We start from the raw sequence: 16,030 nt of genomic DNA on the forward strand, positions 1-16,030 counted from the left end.
GAGGCGATGGATCAGGCCAGGCCGGCCTGCTTCATCACTTCGGCGGCGTAGTCTTCCACCACCTTCTCGATGCCTTCGCCGACAGCCAGGCGCTTGAAGCCGATCACGTCGGCGCCGGCGGCCTTGACCACCTGCTCGACGGACTGATCGGTGTTCAGCACGTACGGCTGGCCGTACAGGGTGACTTCGTTGACGATCTTGGCGATCTTGCCGCTGATGATCTTCTCGAGGATGTCGGCCGGCTTGGACTTGTCCTTGTCGGACATCTTGGCCAGTTCGATTTCCTTTTCCTTGGCAACGAACTCGGCCGGCACGTCGGCAGCCTTGTTGTGCGGCGGGTTCATGGCAGCCACATGCATGGCCAGGCCACGCGCCAGCTCGGCGTCGCCGCCGGCCAGTTCAACCAGCACGCCGATGCGGCCGCCGTGCACGTAGGCCGCGACGTTGTTCGACGATTCCAGGCGGACGATGCGACGCACGTCGACCTTTTCGCCGACCTTGGCAATGACCGCAGCGCGGGATTCTTCGACGGTTTCGCCCGACGGCAGCTTGGCGGCCTTCAGCGCATCGATGTCGGCAGCGCCCGAGCTCAGCGCGACCGAGGCAACGGCCTTGGCGAAGTCCAGGAAGTTGCTGTCCTTGGCGACGAAGTCGGTTTCGGAGTTGATTTCGACCAGCACGGCCTTGTTGCCGTCCTGTGCCGACACGATGATGCCTTCGGCAGCAACGCGGTCAGCCTTCTTGTCGGCCTTGGCCAGGCCCGACTTGCGCAGCCACTCCGCCGAAGCGTCGATGTCGCCGCCGTTTTCGGTAAGTGCCTTCTTGCACTCCATCATGCCGGCGCCAGTGCGCTCGCGCAGTTCCTTGACCAGGGAAGCAGTGATTTCCACGGGAATTCCTCACGAAAGAAAGGGGTTGGGCCGGCATCGTGGCCGGCCCATGTGACAGCATCCTGTCATCGCGCCAGTGGCAGCGGACAGGAGCGGTGGACGCCAGGCGCCCACCGCGGGCCTGGATCAGGCCTGGGCTTCGCCCTTGTCGGCAGCAGCCTTCTTGGCCGGAGCGCGGCGGGCCGGCTTGGCTTCTTCGGCAGCCGGGGCGTCGGCGAACTCTTCTTCACGGACGGTGGCAGCGTGCGGAGCAGCAGCCTTGCCTTCCAGCACGGCGTCGGCAGCGGCGCGGGCGTACAGCTGCACGGCACGGATGGCGTCGTCGTTGCCCGGGATCGCGTAATCGACCAGTTCCGGGTTGTAGTTGGTATCGACGACAGCGATCACCGGGATGCCGAGCTTCTTGGCTTCCTTGATGGCGATGTCTTCGTGGCCGATGTCGATGACGAAGATCGCGTCCGGCAGGCGGTTCATTTCCTTGATGCCGCCCAGCGAGGCTTCCAGCTTGTCACGCTCGCGACGCAGGCCCAGCACTTCGTGCTTGACCAGCTTGTCGAAGGTGCCGTCGGTTTCGCCGGCTTCCAGTTCCTTCAGGCGGGCAACCGACTGCTTCACGGTACGGAAGTTGGTCAGGGTGCCGCCCAGCCAACGCTGGTTCATGAACGGCATGCCGCAACGCTCGGCTTCTTCGCGGATCGACTCGCGGGCGCTGCGCTTGGTGCCCAGGAACAGGATGGTGCCGCGCTTCTGCGCGACGCTGGAAATGAAGTTCATCGCGTCATTGAAGAGCGGAACGGTCTTTTCCAGGTTGATGATGTGGATCTTGCCGCGGGCGCCGAAGATGTACTGGCCCATCTTGGGGTTCCAGTAACGGGTCTGGTGGCCGAAATGGACGCCGGCTTCCAGCATCTGACGCATGGTGACCTGGGGCATTGCAATACTCCTGATAGGGAACCGGCCGCCGCGGGTAATAGTGGGCGGTCCGCCGCAAGGCGGGGGGTTCCGGGGTTTGGCTTCCCTGTCGCTTCCGTGTCCGAACTCCTCGCGGAGCACCCCGGCACGGATATGGGCGGCAGGTGTGGATTCACCGGTGACGTCCGGTGTTGACGGGTTTCCTGCGCACAGGGCGCGAAGAAATCCGGTCGATTATAGCCCGGGCCGGCGGTCCGGCGCAATTGGCGGGCTGGCGGCCGGGATGTCGGCCGGTTCCGCGTCGCCGATCCGGGCCCGGAAACGGCCCCCGGCATAGGCTGTGGCGGGGCCGGGCAGGGCCCATAGGCGGGTGCTGCCGGCCAGAACATAGCCGGCCAGCTCGGGGAGCAGCAGCGTGGCGCGTCCGTCGGGGCCAATGAAGGTCAGGTCCGCCAGCCGCGCGTGGCCGGTGCCGCCATTGTAAAGCGCCAGCAGGGCGTGGCCGGCAGCGTCGCGAAGGTCGGCGGACAGGGCGGGCGCCGGGCGCGGCTGCGGCCCGGCCACGAACACCGGCAGCGACACCTGCAGCGGCGGGCTGCCGGGGCCGGCCCGGAGCACCAGCCGGTAGCCCTGTTCAGCGGTGGGGGCGGCGCCGATCCGGACCACCCGTACCCGCTGCCGGGCGTTTGGTGCCAGCGCCAGCCGGGTCGGGCTCACCACCACGTCCTGCGCCGGGGTCAGGCGTTCGGCGTCGGCGCTCTGTTCCCACCGGTACAACCGCGCCTGGCCCGACCACGGCTGGGCCGTCTCGTTGTGCAGCCACAGTTCGGCGTCCTGCTGGTCCGGGCGCAGCGCAACCCGCAGCGGGGAAATGTCCAGCGCCTGCGCGGCGGCCGGAGCAAGCAGCGCCAGCAGCAGGCAGGCGCGGATCAGAAGGTCAGGGTGAGCCATGGCCGGCGGGCGTCTTCGTCGTCTTCGTCCGCCGGGGTCAGCTGCTGCACCTGGGGCGGGGCCGGGATTTCCTCGTCGCTGCGTCGGTGTGCGCTGCGGCAGCTGGCACGCGCTGCGTCTGCGTCCAGTGCGCACGCCTCCACGATCCGCAGGCGGACCTGCAGCGGCGCATTGGCCGCGTTGGCGGCAGACAGCAGGGTGGTCAGCGCCACGCAGGTGGCCAGGCGGGCGCGGCGGCGTCGGTTCATCCGGATCGGCAGCGGGGGGTCGTTGGGATATCGGCCCGGCGCTGGCGGTCTTGAGGGGTGCGACTCAGTAGGTGATCGTCACCTTGATCTGGTCGCTGTAGCTGCCGGCGGCCACTGCGCCGACCGTGGGCGGTGCACGCCCATATACGGTCAGGGTCTGGGCGCTGCCGGTCCCCGTGCCCGAGACCAGGTCCACGTTGGCGGTGCTGCCCCAGCGCTGGGTGCGGGTGCTTTCGCGGTACAGCGCATAGGGAATGAAAAAGGCCGGGTTGGTGGTGTGCCGCATGCGCCGCACGCTGCCGTTCGCGTACAGGCCGTTGTCCAGCGCGATGGTGTAGGCGGTGCGGTTGAGGCAGGTCAGGCCGATGGTCGACGTGCGGTCGATGTTGGCGGTGATCGTGCCGGCACTGGTGCCGAAGTCCATGTCGGTAGTGACATAGGCACTGCACTGCGGCAGCACGGTGGCGGTGACCGTGAACGGGAAGCCGCCGGTGGCGGTCTTGTGCCCGCTGACGCCGGTGGCCGTGGTGCACGCCGCCGGCGCGGTGGCCGTGCCCAGCAGGACCTCGTTGTAGGCATATTCCAGGCGGACGTCGGCACCGCTGAACGCGGTGCTGTAACTGCCGGCCGCCAGCGTCTGGCTGGCTGGGATGCGACCGTAGATGGTCACGGTGACCGCGCCGCTGCCGCCGGTGAGCAGGGGCACCGAGTAGTTCAGGTCCACCACCTGCGGCCCGGGCGAGGTGCCGGGGGTCAGACCCCATATGGTGCTGTAGGCGGCGCTGGTGAACAGCTGGAAGCTGAGCGGATCCGCGGTGGTGTTGGTCATCCGCCGCAGCGGTGAAATGGCCACGCCGGTGCTGCCCACGCCGATGCCGATGCAGGCGCGTACCGACGCCGTTGCCAGCAGGCTCAGCGCGGCGGTGTTGCAGGTGATGGTGAACGTGGTGGTGGTGAAGCTGGGCGCAGCGGCGGCGTTTCCGACGTTGCCGAAGGCGGCCGTGACCGGGGTGGTGGTGGTGCAGGTGGTGTCGGCGCGGGCCACGCCGGCGCCCACTAGCCCGGCCAGTGCCAGCAACCCCCCCAGCAGCAGGCGCAGGCTCATGGCCCGGCTCCGGCCACGCAGCGCAGCGGCCCCAGCCGCAGCGCGGCGCTGCCCGGCGCCGGGCTGACCGGCACGCGCACTTCGCAGCGCCCGTCATCGGTGTCCACCTGCAGCACTGCCTGGGCCGGCAGATCTTCCAGGTAGACCTCGCCGTCGTAGCCCACCGTAGCGCTGCGCTGGTCCGACAGCCGCACCTGGCTGCCGGCGGGCACGGGCCGGTCCTGCGCGTCGTGCAGGACCAGTGTGATGGCGCGGGTGCGGCGCAGTCCGAAACTGACCCCCAGCCCGGCGCTCTGCCGCGGCGTCACCAGCGTGTCCACGCGGTCGGCACGCATGTCGGCCGGCAGCTCCAGGGTGTCGATCGAAATCCGGTTGCGCTGCCAGGACAGCAGCGGGGTGACCAGCAGCATGCCGTCGTCGTCGGTCACCCCGATCACCCGGTTTTCCAGGCGGACCGGTACGCCGCCCACGCCGTTGGTGGAGACCACCGCGAACGCGTCGGGTACCTCACGTGCGGCGAACAGGTGCCCGCCCATCCAGACCACGCTGCCGCTGGCGTTGGCATAGGCGAAGTTGGCATCGCCCTGGCGCGCCGCGCCCAGCGAGTAGCGGCCCACGCGGTTCAACCAGCCGGCTTCGACCAGCCCGCCGGTGCCGTCGTCGCCCTGCCGGGCCTGCACGCGCCAGCCGTAACCGCCCTGGCTGCCATCGCCCGGCACCGGCTGGGATACATCCACCGTGTACAGATTGCGGTCGCCATTGCGCTGGGCGGCCAGGTTGCTCTGGCGGTTGTTGCCCAGGCTGGCCGACAGCGACAGGTACACGCTGCGGTCGGCGTTGTCGTCCAGGTTCTGGTTGAACGAGGCGTAGGCCGACCAGCGTTCGGAGAACGTGCGGTTCCAGAACACGCTCGCGTAGCGGCGGTCGTCGCCATCGGGGTAAGACAGGCGCAGGTAGCTGGCGCTCAGCGAGCCCAGCCGGCCCAGGCTGGCACCGGCGGTGACCTGGTCGGTCACGTCCGGTGGCAGCGCACCCTGCAGGCTGCCCAGGTCCTGGAAGTCGCCATGCGTGCGGCGGGTGGCGGCGTTGAGGTTGAACACCCGGTTGTTCCAGCTGTACCCCAGCGCCCACTGGCCTCCCTGCAGACCGTCGCGGCGGCTGTGCGCATAGGACGCGTTGACGACGCCGGCCTGGCCCAGCTGCCACCAGCCGCCCGCGCCGGCGCTGGCCACGCCGCCGCCGCCTTCGGCATGCAGTTCGGCGGTGAAGCGGTTGCTGACCCCGCGCCGCCAGGTGGCGCTGCCCACGATGGCACTGTCGTAGGCGAACGAGCGGATGCCGTAATCGCGACGCATCCGGCCCACGCCAGCGGACCAGTCCGAGAGGCCTTCAGCCAGCAGCTGCTGCGTGCCATAGAAGGCAAAATCCAGGGTCTGCATGCGGCCGTAGGCATCGGTGATCACCACCTGCGCATTGCCGGTGCCGCTGATGCCCGGCTGCGCGGCCAGCTGGAACGGCCCCACCGGTACCTCGCCGTTGTACTGGCGCAGGCCATCGACATAGAGCTCGACGTTGGAGGGCACCACGGCCTCGCCCAGGAAGCTCGGGGTGGGGGTGAGCACGCGGTAGGGCTGCAGGCCGTAGTTGCGCCCGATCTGGATGCCGCCCATCCGCACCGGGCGGCTCCAGTCAACGAAGCCGCTGAAGAAGTCACCGACGGTCAGGGTCAATGCGTTGTCGGGAAAATCCAGCTGCCACGCACTGTCCAGGCGCACGCTTTCACCGCGCCAGTCGCTCCGTCCATCCTGGTAGGTGCGCAGCAGCTGGCTGCTGCGCAGCACGCCGCGGCCCATGCCGAACACCCGCCATTCGGTGGTGAGCGCCAGGTTGCCGGCGTCCTGGTTGTGGCTGGCATAGACGTCGTAGTTGAGCAGGGCGCCAGGCGAGGCGCTGGCCGTCGGGGTGCTCTGCGTGGCGGCCCCCACTTCGGTGACCGGCAGGTTGAGCTGTTCCAGCGGGATTTCCAGCGCCAGGGTCTGCAGGGAGGCGTCGTAGCGCATCACCAGGCCGCTGAGCTGGTCCAGTGCAACCGGCGCGCCGTCGGGCGCGGCGAAGCCGAGCTGGCGCAGCACGGGCGGATCGGCGCGCAGCTGGCCCGCCAGTTCCGTGAACGGCAGCAGGCCGCGGGGGCTGCCGTTGAGGGTGACGTCCAGGTACAGGGTCTGCGGTGCGGTCAAGGGCGTGGGCGCCGGCAGCATCACATCATCGGCGGCCCCCAGTTCGGCGCTGGCGGCAGGCAGTTCGGCCGCCCATGCCGGTGCGCCCGGCATTCCAGACGAGACCGCGCCGGCAGCCAGGGCGACGCGCACGCAGGCCTCAGCGAGCCGGTGGCGTCGGGGACAGGGGCGTGGCTTGCGCGCCGCCATTGATCTTCGCCGATAGCGTGGCCCCGGCCAGCCGCGTCGCAGGAATATCCAGCGGCCAACGCATGGTCTGGCCGCTGAGCACGTAGCCGATCAGGCCGGGCTGGAAGACCTGCGGGCGATCCAGCGGACCTACCGCCAGATCGGCCAGTTGCGCATAGCCATCGCCACGGTTGTGCACTTCCAGCACCACCTTGCCATCGGGCTGGACACGCACGCTGCTCTGCAGCTCGGGCTTGCCTGCGGCGCTGCCATCGGGCTGGATGAACACCGGCAGCGAGTAGCGCAGCACGAACTGCATGCCCTGGCGGTTGGGGTCCAGCGTGGGCACCTCGTCGACGATGACCCGGTACGACAGCTGTGCGTCGGGCGCTTCCGGCTGGGCGCGCACGACGCGGATCAGCTGCTGCTGTCCGGCCGCGAGCGACTGCATGGGCGGGCTGACCACCAGGTCTGAGGTGGGGTCGAGCTGGTCGCGGCCGTCGCGCTGGGTCCAGCGGAATACGCGGGCCTGCACGCTTACCGGGGCCGACCCGCTGTTGCTGACCCACAGCGCTTCGGCGTTCTGGCGGGCGCTGAGCTGCAGCGAGGTAGGCGCAACCTGCAGGCTGGCGGCCCGCAGGCCAGGCATGCCAAGCACGACCAGCAATGCACAGGCGCAGACAGCCGCCGTGGAGCGCGGTACGCGCCCCCGTTCGAGTGCTGACATGGCGGCCTCAGTACGAGATGGTGGCGGTGACCGTGTCCTGATAGGTACCGGTGGCGGCGTTGTTCACGCTGGGATTGGCCACCTGGCCATAGATCGGGTACGCCTGCGCCAGGCCGGTCCCGGTGCCGGCCACCGTGTTGGTGCCGGTGGTGGCGCCCCAGACGTTTGCACGGCCCGCATCGGAGTACAGCTGGTAGCCGACGAAGTTGTTGGTGGTCACCGCCGCATCGGTGTTGCGCATGCGCCGGGTGGTGACGTCATTGGCGGTCGCGGCGTTGGAGCCGGCATTCAGCGCGATGGTGTACGGCGTCAGCGCCGAGCACTGCGCGGTGACCGATCCCTGGGCGTTGGACGGGGTGGTGGCGGTGGACAGCGCCGTGCCGAAATCGACATCGGTCGCGGCGGCCGCGGTGATCGTGCAGGCCTTGGTGATGATGATGCGCACGTTGAAGGTGGTGGTGTCGGCCGCCATGGCGGGCGAGGCCAGGGCCACCAGGCCAAGGCTGAACAGCAGGGGACGCGGGGCGCGAAGGAATCGCATGGTCTTCTCCTTGGACGGGGGTCCTGGATGAACGAATCGATGCCGGCGTACTGCAGGGGGAGGGCGCCAGGGGCGGCGCTGACCCCCTTATAAAAGCGATGTTGTAGGGGGGGTGTGAGGAAAACTGGCCGGTTTTCACAGTTTTTCCGTTCCCAGCCCGCCCAAGCCCTGCCGCTGTGGGGCTTCGACCCGAACGTGGGCTGTCAGCGTTCCAGCCCTTCCCGTTCAGAATGGCCGCGGATCAGCGATAATGGGCGCCATGAGCGTGAATCTGAAAACCCCCGAGGAAATCGAACTGATGCGCGTCGCCGGCCGCCTGGCCAGCGAAGTGCTCGACATCGTCACCCCGTACGTCAAGCCGGGCGTGACGACCGAAGAGCTGGACCGCATCTGCCACGACCACATCATCAACGTGCAGAAGGCCACGCCGGCCAACGTCGGCTACCGTGGCTTCCCGAAGACGGTCTGCACATCGGTCAACAACGTCATCTGCCACGGCATCCCCAGCGAAGCCAAGGTCCTGAAGGACGGCGACATCGTCAACATCGATGTCACCGTGATCAAGGACGGCTGGCACGGCGATACCAGCCGCATGTACTACGCCGGCACGCCGTCGACGATGGCCAAGCGCCTGGTCGACACGACCTACGCGGCCATGTGGGCCGGTATCCGTGCGGTGAAGCCGGGCGCGACGCTGGGCGACATCGGCCACGCGATCCAGTCGCTGGCCGAAGCCGAGCGCTTCAGCGTGGTCCGCGAGTACTGCGGGCATGGCATCGGCAAGGTCTACCACGACGAACCGCAGGTGGTGCACTACGGGCGTCCGGGCGAAGGCCTGGTGCTGCAGCCGGGCATGACCTTCACCATCGAGCCGATGATCAATGAAGGCACCCGCTACAATAAGGTGCTTCCCGACGGCTGGACCGTGGTCACCAAGGACCGCAAGCTGTCGGCGCAGTGGGAGCACATGATCGCGGTCACCGAGACCGGCGTGGATGTGCTGACCCTCTCGCCCGGCGAATCGCAGGTCTGAGCATGTTGCCGGCGAGCCCGACCCTGGACGCGCCGGCCGACGCCGTCGCCGACCCCGAGTGGGCGGCGGAGGCTCGCCAGACCCTGCAGCAGGCCGACGCGCGCCTGTACCGGCGCTTCGACCAGAACGACAACATCGAGCGGCTGCTGGCGCTGCGCGCCCGCGCTGCCGACCATCTCATCCGGCTGGCCTGGCAGCGCTGCGTGCCGCCCGATGCCGGGCTGGCGCTGTTTGCGGTGGGCGGCTACGGGCGCGGTGAACTGTTCCCGCGCTCGGACATCGACCTGCTGGTGCTGGGCGCGCCCGAGGCGCAGCGTCGGCATGAAGCGGCCTTGGCCCGCCTGTTCGCGCTGCTGTGGGATTGCGGCCTGCCGGTCAGTCATGCAGTGCGGTCGGCGCAGGAATGCGTGCAGGCCAGCGCAGACCAGACCGTGCTCACCGCCTTGATCGAATCGCGCCCGCTGGTGGCCGACGAAGCGGCGCGCCAGGCGCTGAAACAGGCCGTCAACCGCGAGGGCCTGTGGCCGCCGCGCGAATTCTTCCTGGCCAAGCGCGACGAACTGCTGGCCCGCCACCAGCGATTCGGCGACACCGCCGACAACCTGGAACCGGACATCAAGGATGGCCCGGGCGGGTTGCGCGATCTCAATACGCTGGGCTGGATGGCACTGCGCGCGTTCGGCGTGCGCGAGCTGGAAGCGCTGGTCGGGCTGGGACACCTGGGCCCCGATGAAGCCGCTGCACTGCGCCGTGAGCGCTGCGCGCTGGCGCAGCTGCGGTTCGGCCTGCACCTGGTGGCCAACCGCCCGGAAGAGCGCCTGCGCTTCGATTACCAGAAGACCCTGGCCGCGCGGCTCGGCTTTGCCGACGACGTGGAGAGCCTGGCGGTCGAAAAGATGATGCAGGGCTTCTACCGCAGCGCCACCGTGGTGCGGCGGATCAGCGACCGCCTGCTGCAGCGCTTTGAAGAACAGTTCGACGGGGAGGCCGTGCCCGAACCGGTCAGCGTGGGCTTTTCCTTGCGCCGCGGCTACCTGGCCGCCAACGACCCGCAGTGGCCGCAGGGCGATATCGAGCAGGTGTTCGCGCTGTTCTCCAGCTGGGCCTACAACCCCGACGTGCGCGGCCTGCACTCGCTCACCGCGCGGGCCTTGGCCGAAGCGCTGGCCGAGCTGCCGGCGTACACCGAGGCCAGCACTGCCGCGCGCGAACAGTTCATGACCCTGCTGCGCAGCCCGCGCGCGGTGGATACGCTGGCGCGCATGGCCCGCCTGGGCGTACTGGGGCAATGGATTCCCGCCTTCGCGCAGGTGTCCGGGCGCATGCAGTTCGACCTGTTCCATGTCTACACCGTCGACCAGCACACCTTGATGGTGCTGCGGAACATCGGCCTGTTCGCCACCAGCCGGGCGGACGAGCGTTTCTCCATTGCCCACGAGGTCTGGCCGCGGCTGCGCAAGCCGGAACTGCTGCTGCTGGCCGGGCTGTTCCATGACATCGCCAAGGGCCGCGGCGGCGACCATTCCGAACTCGGCGCGGTGGATGCCCGCGACTTCTGCCAGGCGCATGCGCTGAGCGGTTCCGATACCGAACTGGTGGCCTGGCTGGTCGAGCAGCACCTGCGCATGTCGGTCACCGCGCAGAAGCAGGACATCTCCGACCCGGACGTGATCCACCGCTTCGCCACGCTGGTGGCCAGCCGCGACCGCCTCGACTACCTGTACCTGCTGACCTGCGCCGACATCGCCGGCACCAGCCCGAAGCTGTGGAATGCGTGGAAGGATCGGCTGCTGGCCGACCTGTACTTCGCCGCGCGCCGGGCGCTGCGCGATGGCCTGGAAAACCAGATGCCGGCCGCCGAGCGCGTGCTGGAGGCGCGCGAGAGCGTGCGCGCGCTGGTGCGCGAGCGCGGCTACGACGACGCCACCATCGACCGCCAGTTCACCGTCATGCCGGATGAGAGCTTCATCCGCCTGCGCCCCGAGCAGCTGGCCTGGCAGGCCGCCGCGCTGGTGCCGGTCAAGCAGGGCCAGACCCTGGTCAAGGTGCGCCGGATCACCGCCGACGACGACGCGCTGGAAGTGTTCGTGCACTCGCCCGACCGCGACGGCCTGTTCGCTGCGATCGTGATGACCCTGGACCGCAAGGGCTATGGCATCCACCGGGCGCGCGTGCTGGATGGCCCGGTTGACACCATTTTCGATACCTTCGAAGTGACCCCGGCCGACAGCTTCGCCGATGGCGATGCACCGCGGCTGGAAGCGGCGCTGCGCGAGGCGCTGGCCGGCGACCTGTCGCGGCTGCGCCCCTCGCGGCGGGTAGTGCCACGCCAGCTGCGCCATTTCCGCTTCGCCCCGCGCATCGAATTCCGCGATGCCAATGACAACGACACCGGCGGCACCCGCTTCAGCCTGGTCGCACCCGACCGCCCCGGGCTGCTGGCCGATGTCGCCTTCGTACTGCGCAACCAGGGCCTGCGCGTGCATGACGCGCGCATTGCCACCTTTGGCGAACGCGCCGAAGACATGTTCGTGATCAGCGATGAGCACGACCACCCCCTGACCGAAACCGCCCGGCAGCAGCTGCATGACGCCATGCTGCGCTGCCTGGACCCTGATCGAAACGCCGGAGACCCCCACTGATGGCCACCAAGCCTGCCAAGAAGACTGCCGCCAAGACCGCGGCGGCCAAGAAGACCGTTGCCGCTGCCCCGGCCGTGAAGAAGACCGCTGCGAAGAAAGCCGCGCCGGCCGTGAAGAAGGCGCCGGTCAAGAAGACCGCGGCCAGCAGCGCCGCGGAAACGGCGGCCAAGCGCGCCGAGAACATCGCGCGCAAGTCGCTGCGCAAGCCGGCCACCCCGGGCGTGGAAGAACTCAAGTTCGGCATCGAAAGCGCCTTCGAGCGCCGCGCCACGCTGACCCTGCATGAAATCGAAGGCTCGACCAAGCCGCTGGTCGGTCGCGTCATCGACGGGCTGGAAACCGGTGAATTCCGCGTGGCCGAGCCCGATGGGCACGGTGGCTGGAAGGTCAACGAGTGGCTGAAGAAGGCGGTGCTGCTGTACTTCCGCGTGAATGACATGGCGGTGGTCGACGCGCGCCCGGCGCCGTTCTGGGACAAGGTGGAATCGCGTTTCGCCGGCTTCGACGAAGCGAAGTTCCGCCGGGCTGGCGTGCGCGTGGTGCCCGGTGCGATCGCGCGCCGCGGCAGCTACTTCGGCAAGGACGTGGTGCTGATGCCCAGCTTCACCAACATCGGCGCCTACGTCGGCGAAGGCACCATGGTCGATACCTGGGCCACCGTGGGCTCGTGCGCGCAGATCGGCAAGCACTGCCACCTGTCCGGCGGCGCCGGCATCGGCGGCGTGCTCGAACCGCTGCAGGCCAGCCCGACCATCATCGAAGACCACTGCTTCATCGGTGCACGTTCGGAAGTGGTGGAAGGCTTCGTGGTCGGCCACCACAGCGTGATCGGCATGGGCGTGTTCCTGGGCCAGAGCACCCGCGTGTACAACCGCGCCACCGGCGAGATCAGCTACGGCTCGGTGCCGCCGTACAGCGTGGTGGTGTCCGGCCAGCTGCCGTCAAAGGATGGTTCGCACTCGCTGTACTGCGCGGTCATCGTCAAGCAGGTCGACGCCAAGACCCGCAGCAAGACCAGCGTCAACGAGCTGCTGCGCGGCCTGGCCGACTGATGCGGTGACGCAATCGGGGCATCGCCACGATGCCCCGATGACGCTTTCACCGCGCGCTGTGGTGCGGCTTCGCAAAACCGGTCACAGCTTGACGCACGCATTGCCCACCGCCCGTGCTCGCGTGCCTATGCTGCGCTTCCCCAGGCAGAAGGCGCTTCCGTGGAAAACGTCAGCAATGCGGTGTCGGTGATCCGCTATCCGATTCAACCGCTGCCGCAGGTCGCTGCGGATCGTGCAACGGTCGACAACGCGATTCTACCGATTGGCATTTACAACCTTCCGGGCTTCGCCGGCATGCCCAACGTGCCTGCCGGCGAATATGGCGTGCGCCTGACGCAGGCCGACTACGTCATTTCAGCGCTGTATCAGAAGATCGTGAAGCACGGTGATCTGTCCACGATCGACGCGGACCTGGATACGATCGCGCGCGTGATGTCCGGCAGCGTCGGCTTTGGCGACACCGAAGACGAACAACGCGCCTCCAACATCTACATCGGCAAGGCGCTCAACATCCTGTGCCAGCAGGTGCGCCGTACGTCCGGGCCGCCCTGCGATGGAAATCGTCTGCTGCGCGCGACCCAGCGCTGCGTTGAAACGATCCGGGCCCGCCAGGAGTTCACCCTGGAAAACGCCAGTGTGATGATGTTCCACCTGGGTGAGCTCATCAACCATCCTCCTCTGCAACGCTGCTGCAGCGCGACGATCACCGAGCACCTGGCCCCGATCTTCGAAACCCTGCTGCGGCAGCATCCGATCCACGCCATCGAGGGTGCGACGCTGGCCTTCGGTCTGGTCAGCGCGCTGCGCGCGTCCGAGCATCTGATGACGCGACCGCAGGGCGCGACCCTGCCACGCCCCGCCGCCGACAGCCTGTTGTTGACCGTGCCGTCGCTGCTGGAGGCGCAGCCGGATCTTCTGCTGGGGTGGGAAAGCCGGACCCTGGCCCTGGTGGCCAAATACGGTGTGCAGTACCTGCGGCGGCTGGCGCAGCTGAGCCGGGGCCGCGGGCGCCTGGTCCAGGGCAACGCGCTGCAGATCAACGCAGCGCGCGTGCTCAAGCCGATCATCGAGGAAGCCCGCCAGCCGTCGCGGCGGATATGGGACCAGCGCGATGGCGATTACCGCGGCCTTGGCCAGGACAAGCAGCTCCGGGACTACCTGGCCTATGCCACGCATTACTACTGCCGGTGGCTGACGCAGCAGCCGGAATGGGTGCAGTCGCGGTTGACGCTGCAGGAGGCGCCGCGCCAGGTCGCCGACAACCCGGCCAATGGCCGCAGCTTTGCCAACGTGGTGCAGCGGGGCAGCGGCGTGGCGCCATTCACAGAGCAGGCGTATCCCGTCCCCGCACCGTTCGTCGCAACACCAGTGCGCCGGCCGCGGTCCACCGAGATTACCCACTTGGAACCCCCCAGTGCGCTGGCCCGGTTCAGCCAGGCCGCCGGCGATCTTGTCCGGCTCGCCGAGGACGCAGACCGCTTCGACCGCGAAGACGCGGTATCGGCCACCAACGCATTGATCGTTTCGATCGAGGCGGGGCGGACCGCCTTGAACGACGCCTACCGCGTGCAGATGCTGCTGGACATGGACGCGGTGTGCATGCGCCTGTACGCGGCCGATCCGTGGGATGCGCCGCAGTACCAGTGGCAGCTGTCGAGCATGCGCGGCTTCATGACCTCGCAGCTGGCGCTGCTGGTCGACGCGAAGGGCAGGCCACTGCTGGGCGGGGACGTGCCGTCTGCAACCGGACTGTCCTCCTGGCAGCGCACGCTGCTGCTGGAGCTCACCGACCACGCCGAAAAATCGGCCGCGTCATGATCGGTGCGGCACTATACTGGCGCGTCCTGCCTGTCCGTTCAATCCAAGCCAGAGTACCCGCGGCAATGACCACCACCGTTTACGGATTGAAGAACTGCGATACCTGCAAGAAGGCCAGCAAGTGGCTGGACCGCTTCCAGGTGCCGTACACCTTCGTCGACTACCGCGACGTCAAACCCAGCCCGGAAACGCTGCTGGACTGGGCGGCCCAGGCCGGTGGATTCCCGGCGCTGGTCAACCGTTCCTCCACGACCTGGCGGCAGCTGCCTGAGAACCGCAAGGCGGCAGCCTCCGACGCCGAATGGAAGCTGCTGCTGCGCGAGTACCCGCAGCTGATCAGGCGTCCGGTAGTCGTGAGCGCGGACGGCGTGATGACCCAGGGCTTTTCCGACAACGGGTTCAAGCAGCGGTTCGGAGTGGGCGCGTGAACGACGTTGTTGCACTGACCTGCGACCTGATCGCCCGGCCGTCGGTGACGCCCGAGGATGCCGGCTGCCAGGCACTGCTGGCCGGTCGCCTGCAGCAGGCCGGCTTCACCTGCGAACACCTGCGCCTGGGCGAGGTCGACAACCTGTGGGCCACGCACGGGCAGGGCGCACCGGTGCTGGTGCTGCTGGGCCATACCGACGTGGTGCCGAGTGGACCGGTCGAGGCGTGGACCAGTGAACCGTTCGATCCGCAGATCCGCGACGGCGTGCTGTATGGGCGCGGCGCGGCCGACATGAAAGGCAGCGTGGCCGCGTTCGTGGTGGCCGCGGAGCAGTTCGTGGCCGCCCATCCGGACCACTCCGGCACGCTGGCAGTGCTGCTGACCAGCGATGAAGAAGGCGATGCCATCGACGGCGTGCGCCGGGTCGCAGACCTGTTCCGCGAGCGCGGCCAGAAGATCGACTGGTGCATCACCGGCGAGCCGTCCTCCACCGCCGTGCTCGGCGACCTGCTGCGGGTTGGCCGGCGCGGCAGCCTGTCGGGCACGCTGACCGTTCAGGGCGTGCAGGGTCACGTGGCGTACCCGCACAAGGCGCGCAATCCGATCCACCTCGCCGCTGCGGCGCTGTCCGAGTTGACCGCGCGGCACTGGGACGATGGCTTCGAAAGCTTCCCACCGACCAGCCTGCAGGTGTCCAACATCCACGCCGGCACCGGCGCCAACAACGTGATTCCCGGCGAGCTGCAGGTGCTGTTCAACCTGCGCTACAACCCGCTCTGGAACGCGCCGAAACTGGAGCAGGAGATCACCGCGCTGCTGGACCGCCATGGCCTGGAGTACCGGCTGAAATGGCACCGCAGCGGGGAACCGTTCTACACCCCCGAAGGTACCCTGCGCCGGGTGGCACGCGAGGTGCTGGGCGAATTCGCCGGCGCCGCGCCGGAGGAGAGCACCGGCGGCGGCACCTCGGACGCGCGCTTCATCGCACCGCTGGGCGCACAGTGCATCGAAGTGGGGCCGGTCAACGCCAGCATCCACCAGGTGGATGAGAACGTGTCGGTGGCCGACCTGGAGAAGCTGCCGGAACTGTACCGGTGCCTGATCGAGCGCCTTCTCGCCGAAGGTAGAGCCAACTGTTAGTCGGCTGCTCTACGCGCACCGATGGTAGAGCCGACTGTCAGTCGGCTGCTCTACACGCGCCGAAGGTAGAGCCGACTGTTAGTCGGCTGCTCTACGCGCAGACCCAAGGTCCCCGCGGCGGCCGGCAGCCGACTAA

The 16,030-nt window shown here is 68.4% G+C and carries 14 protein-coding genes; 6 read left to right on the forward strand and 8 right to left on the reverse strand.

Annotated elements, in window-relative coordinates:
- Nucleotides 1-11: 11 nt before the first annotated feature.
- The 8 genes from tsf to BAY15_RS07145 all read right to left on the reverse strand — a co-directional run bounded on the left by tsf (nt 12) and on the right by BAY15_RS07145 (nt 7,779).
- Nucleotides 12-890: a translation elongation factor Ts gene (gene tsf, locus BAY15_RS07110; RefSeq protein WP_068850491.1), complete on the reverse strand. Its 879-nt coding sequence runs from the start codon at nt 888-890 to the stop codon at nt 12-14.
- Nucleotides 891-1,016: 126 nt separating this feature from the next.
- On the reverse strand, nt 1,017-1,823 hold the full coding sequence (gene rpsB, locus BAY15_RS07115) for a 30S ribosomal protein S2 (RefSeq protein WP_068850494.1): 807 nt from the start codon (nt 1,821-1,823) through the stop codon (nt 1,017-1,019).
- Nucleotides 1,824-2,036: 213 nt separating this feature from the next.
- Nucleotides 2,037-2,753 carry a fimbrial biogenesis chaperone gene (locus BAY15_RS07120; RefSeq protein ID WP_099047386.1) on the reverse strand — a complete coding sequence of 239 codons (717 nt, stop codon included), beginning with the start codon at nt 2,751-2,753 and terminating at the stop codon, nt 2,037-2,039.
- Nucleotides 2,732-3,001, reverse strand: a complete 270-nt coding sequence (locus tag BAY15_RS07125) for a hypothetical protein (protein WP_068850497.1) — start codon at nt 2,999-3,001, stop codon at nt 2,732-2,734. Before BAY15_RS07125 ends, BAY15_RS07120 begins: the two co-directional genes overlap by 22 nt.
- A gap of 64 nt (nt 3,002-3,065) precedes the next feature.
- On the reverse strand, nt 3,066-4,100 hold the full coding sequence (locus tag BAY15_RS07130) for a Csu type fimbrial protein (RefSeq protein ID WP_083214260.1): 1,035 nt from the start codon (nt 4,098-4,100) through the stop codon (nt 3,066-3,068).
- A 2-nt stretch (nt 4,101-4,102) separates the two neighbouring features.
- Nucleotides 4,103-6,436: a fimbria/pilus outer membrane usher protein gene (locus tag BAY15_RS07135; protein WP_068850503.1), complete on the reverse strand. Its 2,334-nt coding sequence runs from the start codon at nt 6,434-6,436 to the stop codon at nt 4,103-4,105.
- Between the two features lie 46 nt (nt 6,437-6,482).
- Entirely contained in the window at nt 6,483-7,238 is a 756-nt protein-coding gene (locus tag BAY15_RS07140) for a fimbrial biogenesis chaperone (RefSeq protein ID WP_083214095.1), read from the reverse strand.
- A gap of 7 nt (nt 7,239-7,245) precedes the next feature.
- Nucleotides 7,246-7,779, reverse strand: a complete 534-nt coding sequence (locus BAY15_RS07145; protein WP_068850508.1) for a Csu type fimbrial protein — start codon at nt 7,777-7,779, stop codon at nt 7,246-7,248.
- Nucleotides 7,780-8,038: 259 nt separating this feature from the next.
- Here BAY15_RS07145 and map point away from each other — a divergent pair, with 259 nt between their 5' ends.
- From map to dapE, 6 genes are all read left to right on the forward strand, one after another.
- Nucleotides 8,039-8,812, forward strand: coding sequence for a type I methionyl aminopeptidase (map, locus tag BAY15_RS07150; RefSeq protein ID WP_068854593.1), 774 nt, complete (start codon nt 8,039-8,041; stop codon nt 8,810-8,812).
- Between the two features lie 2 nt (nt 8,813-8,814).
- Nucleotides 8,815-11,454 (forward strand): [protein-PII] uridylyltransferase, encoded by a 2,640-nt coding sequence (locus tag BAY15_RS07155; RefSeq protein WP_068850511.1) that lies wholly within the window; start codon nt 8,815-8,817, stop codon nt 11,452-11,454.
- Nucleotides 11,454-12,506 carry a 2,3,4,5-tetrahydropyridine-2,6-dicarboxylate N-succinyltransferase gene (gene dapD, locus BAY15_RS07160; protein WP_068850514.1) on the forward strand — a complete coding sequence of 351 codons (1,053 nt, stop codon included), beginning with the start codon at nt 11,454-11,456 and terminating at the stop codon, nt 12,504-12,506. The genes BAY15_RS07155 and dapD overlap by 1 nt, the downstream gene beginning before the upstream one ends.
- A gap of 159 nt (nt 12,507-12,665) precedes the next feature.
- Nucleotides 12,666-14,324, forward strand: a complete 1,659-nt coding sequence (locus tag BAY15_RS07165) for a hypothetical protein (protein ID WP_068850518.1) — start codon at nt 12,666-12,668, stop codon at nt 14,322-14,324.
- A 65-nt stretch (nt 14,325-14,389) separates the two neighbouring features.
- Nucleotides 14,390-14,752 carry an arsenate reductase gene (locus BAY15_RS07170; protein WP_068850521.1) on the forward strand — a complete coding sequence of 121 codons (363 nt, stop codon included), beginning with the start codon at nt 14,390-14,392 and terminating at the stop codon, nt 14,750-14,752.
- The gene (gene dapE, locus BAY15_RS07175) at nt 14,749-15,894 is read left to right on the forward strand and encodes a succinyl-diaminopimelate desuccinylase (protein WP_068850524.1); all 1,146 of its coding nucleotides are present in this window, start codon (nt 14,749-14,751) and stop codon (nt 15,892-15,894) included. The genes BAY15_RS07170 and dapE overlap by 4 nt, the downstream gene beginning before the upstream one ends.
- Nucleotides 15,895-16,030 lie beyond the last annotated feature (136 nt).

This window comes from Stenotrophomonas rhizophila, from assembly GCF_001704155.1.
GTDB lineage: Bacteria > Pseudomonadota > Gammaproteobacteria > Xanthomonadales > Xanthomonadaceae > Stenotrophomonas > Stenotrophomonas rhizophila_A.

Excerpts from the sequence above, each read along its gene's own strand:
- rpsB (WP_068850494.1), bottom strand. The coding sequence starts at position 1,823 with ATGCCCCAGGTCACCATGCGTCAGATGCTGGAAGCCGGCGTCCATTTC.
- BAY15_RS07120 (WP_099047386.1), bottom strand. The coding sequence starts at position 2,753 with ATGGCTCACCCTGACCTTCTGATCCGCGCCTGCCTGCTGCTGGCGCTG.
- BAY15_RS07125 (WP_068850497.1), bottom strand. The coding sequence starts at position 3,001 with ATGAACCGACGCCGCCGCGCCCGCCTGGCCACCTGCGTGGCGCTGACC.
- BAY15_RS07135 (WP_068850503.1), bottom strand. The coding sequence starts at position 6,436 with ATGCCGGGCGCACCGGCATGGGCGGCCGAACTGCCTGCCGCCAGCGCC.
- BAY15_RS07140 (WP_083214095.1), bottom strand. The coding sequence starts at position 7,238 with ATGTCAGCACTCGAACGGGGGCGCGTACCGCGCTCCACGGCGGCTGTC.
- BAY15_RS07145 (WP_068850508.1), bottom strand. The coding sequence starts at position 7,779 with ATGCGATTCCTTCGCGCCCCGCGTCCCCTGCTGTTCAGCCTTGGCCTG.
- map (WP_068854593.1), top strand. The coding sequence starts at position 8,039 with ATGAGCGTGAATCTGAAAACCCCCGAGGAAATCGAACTGATGCGCGTC.
- BAY15_RS07155 (WP_068850511.1), top strand. The coding sequence starts at position 8,815 with ATGTTGCCGGCGAGCCCGACCCTGGACGCGCCGGCCGACGCCGTCGCC.
- dapD (WP_068850514.1), top strand. The coding sequence starts at position 11,454 with ATGGCCACCAAGCCTGCCAAGAAGACTGCCGCCAAGACCGCGGCGGCC.
- BAY15_RS07170 (WP_068850521.1), top strand. The coding sequence starts at position 14,390 with ATGACCACCACCGTTTACGGATTGAAGAACTGCGATACCTGCAAGAAG.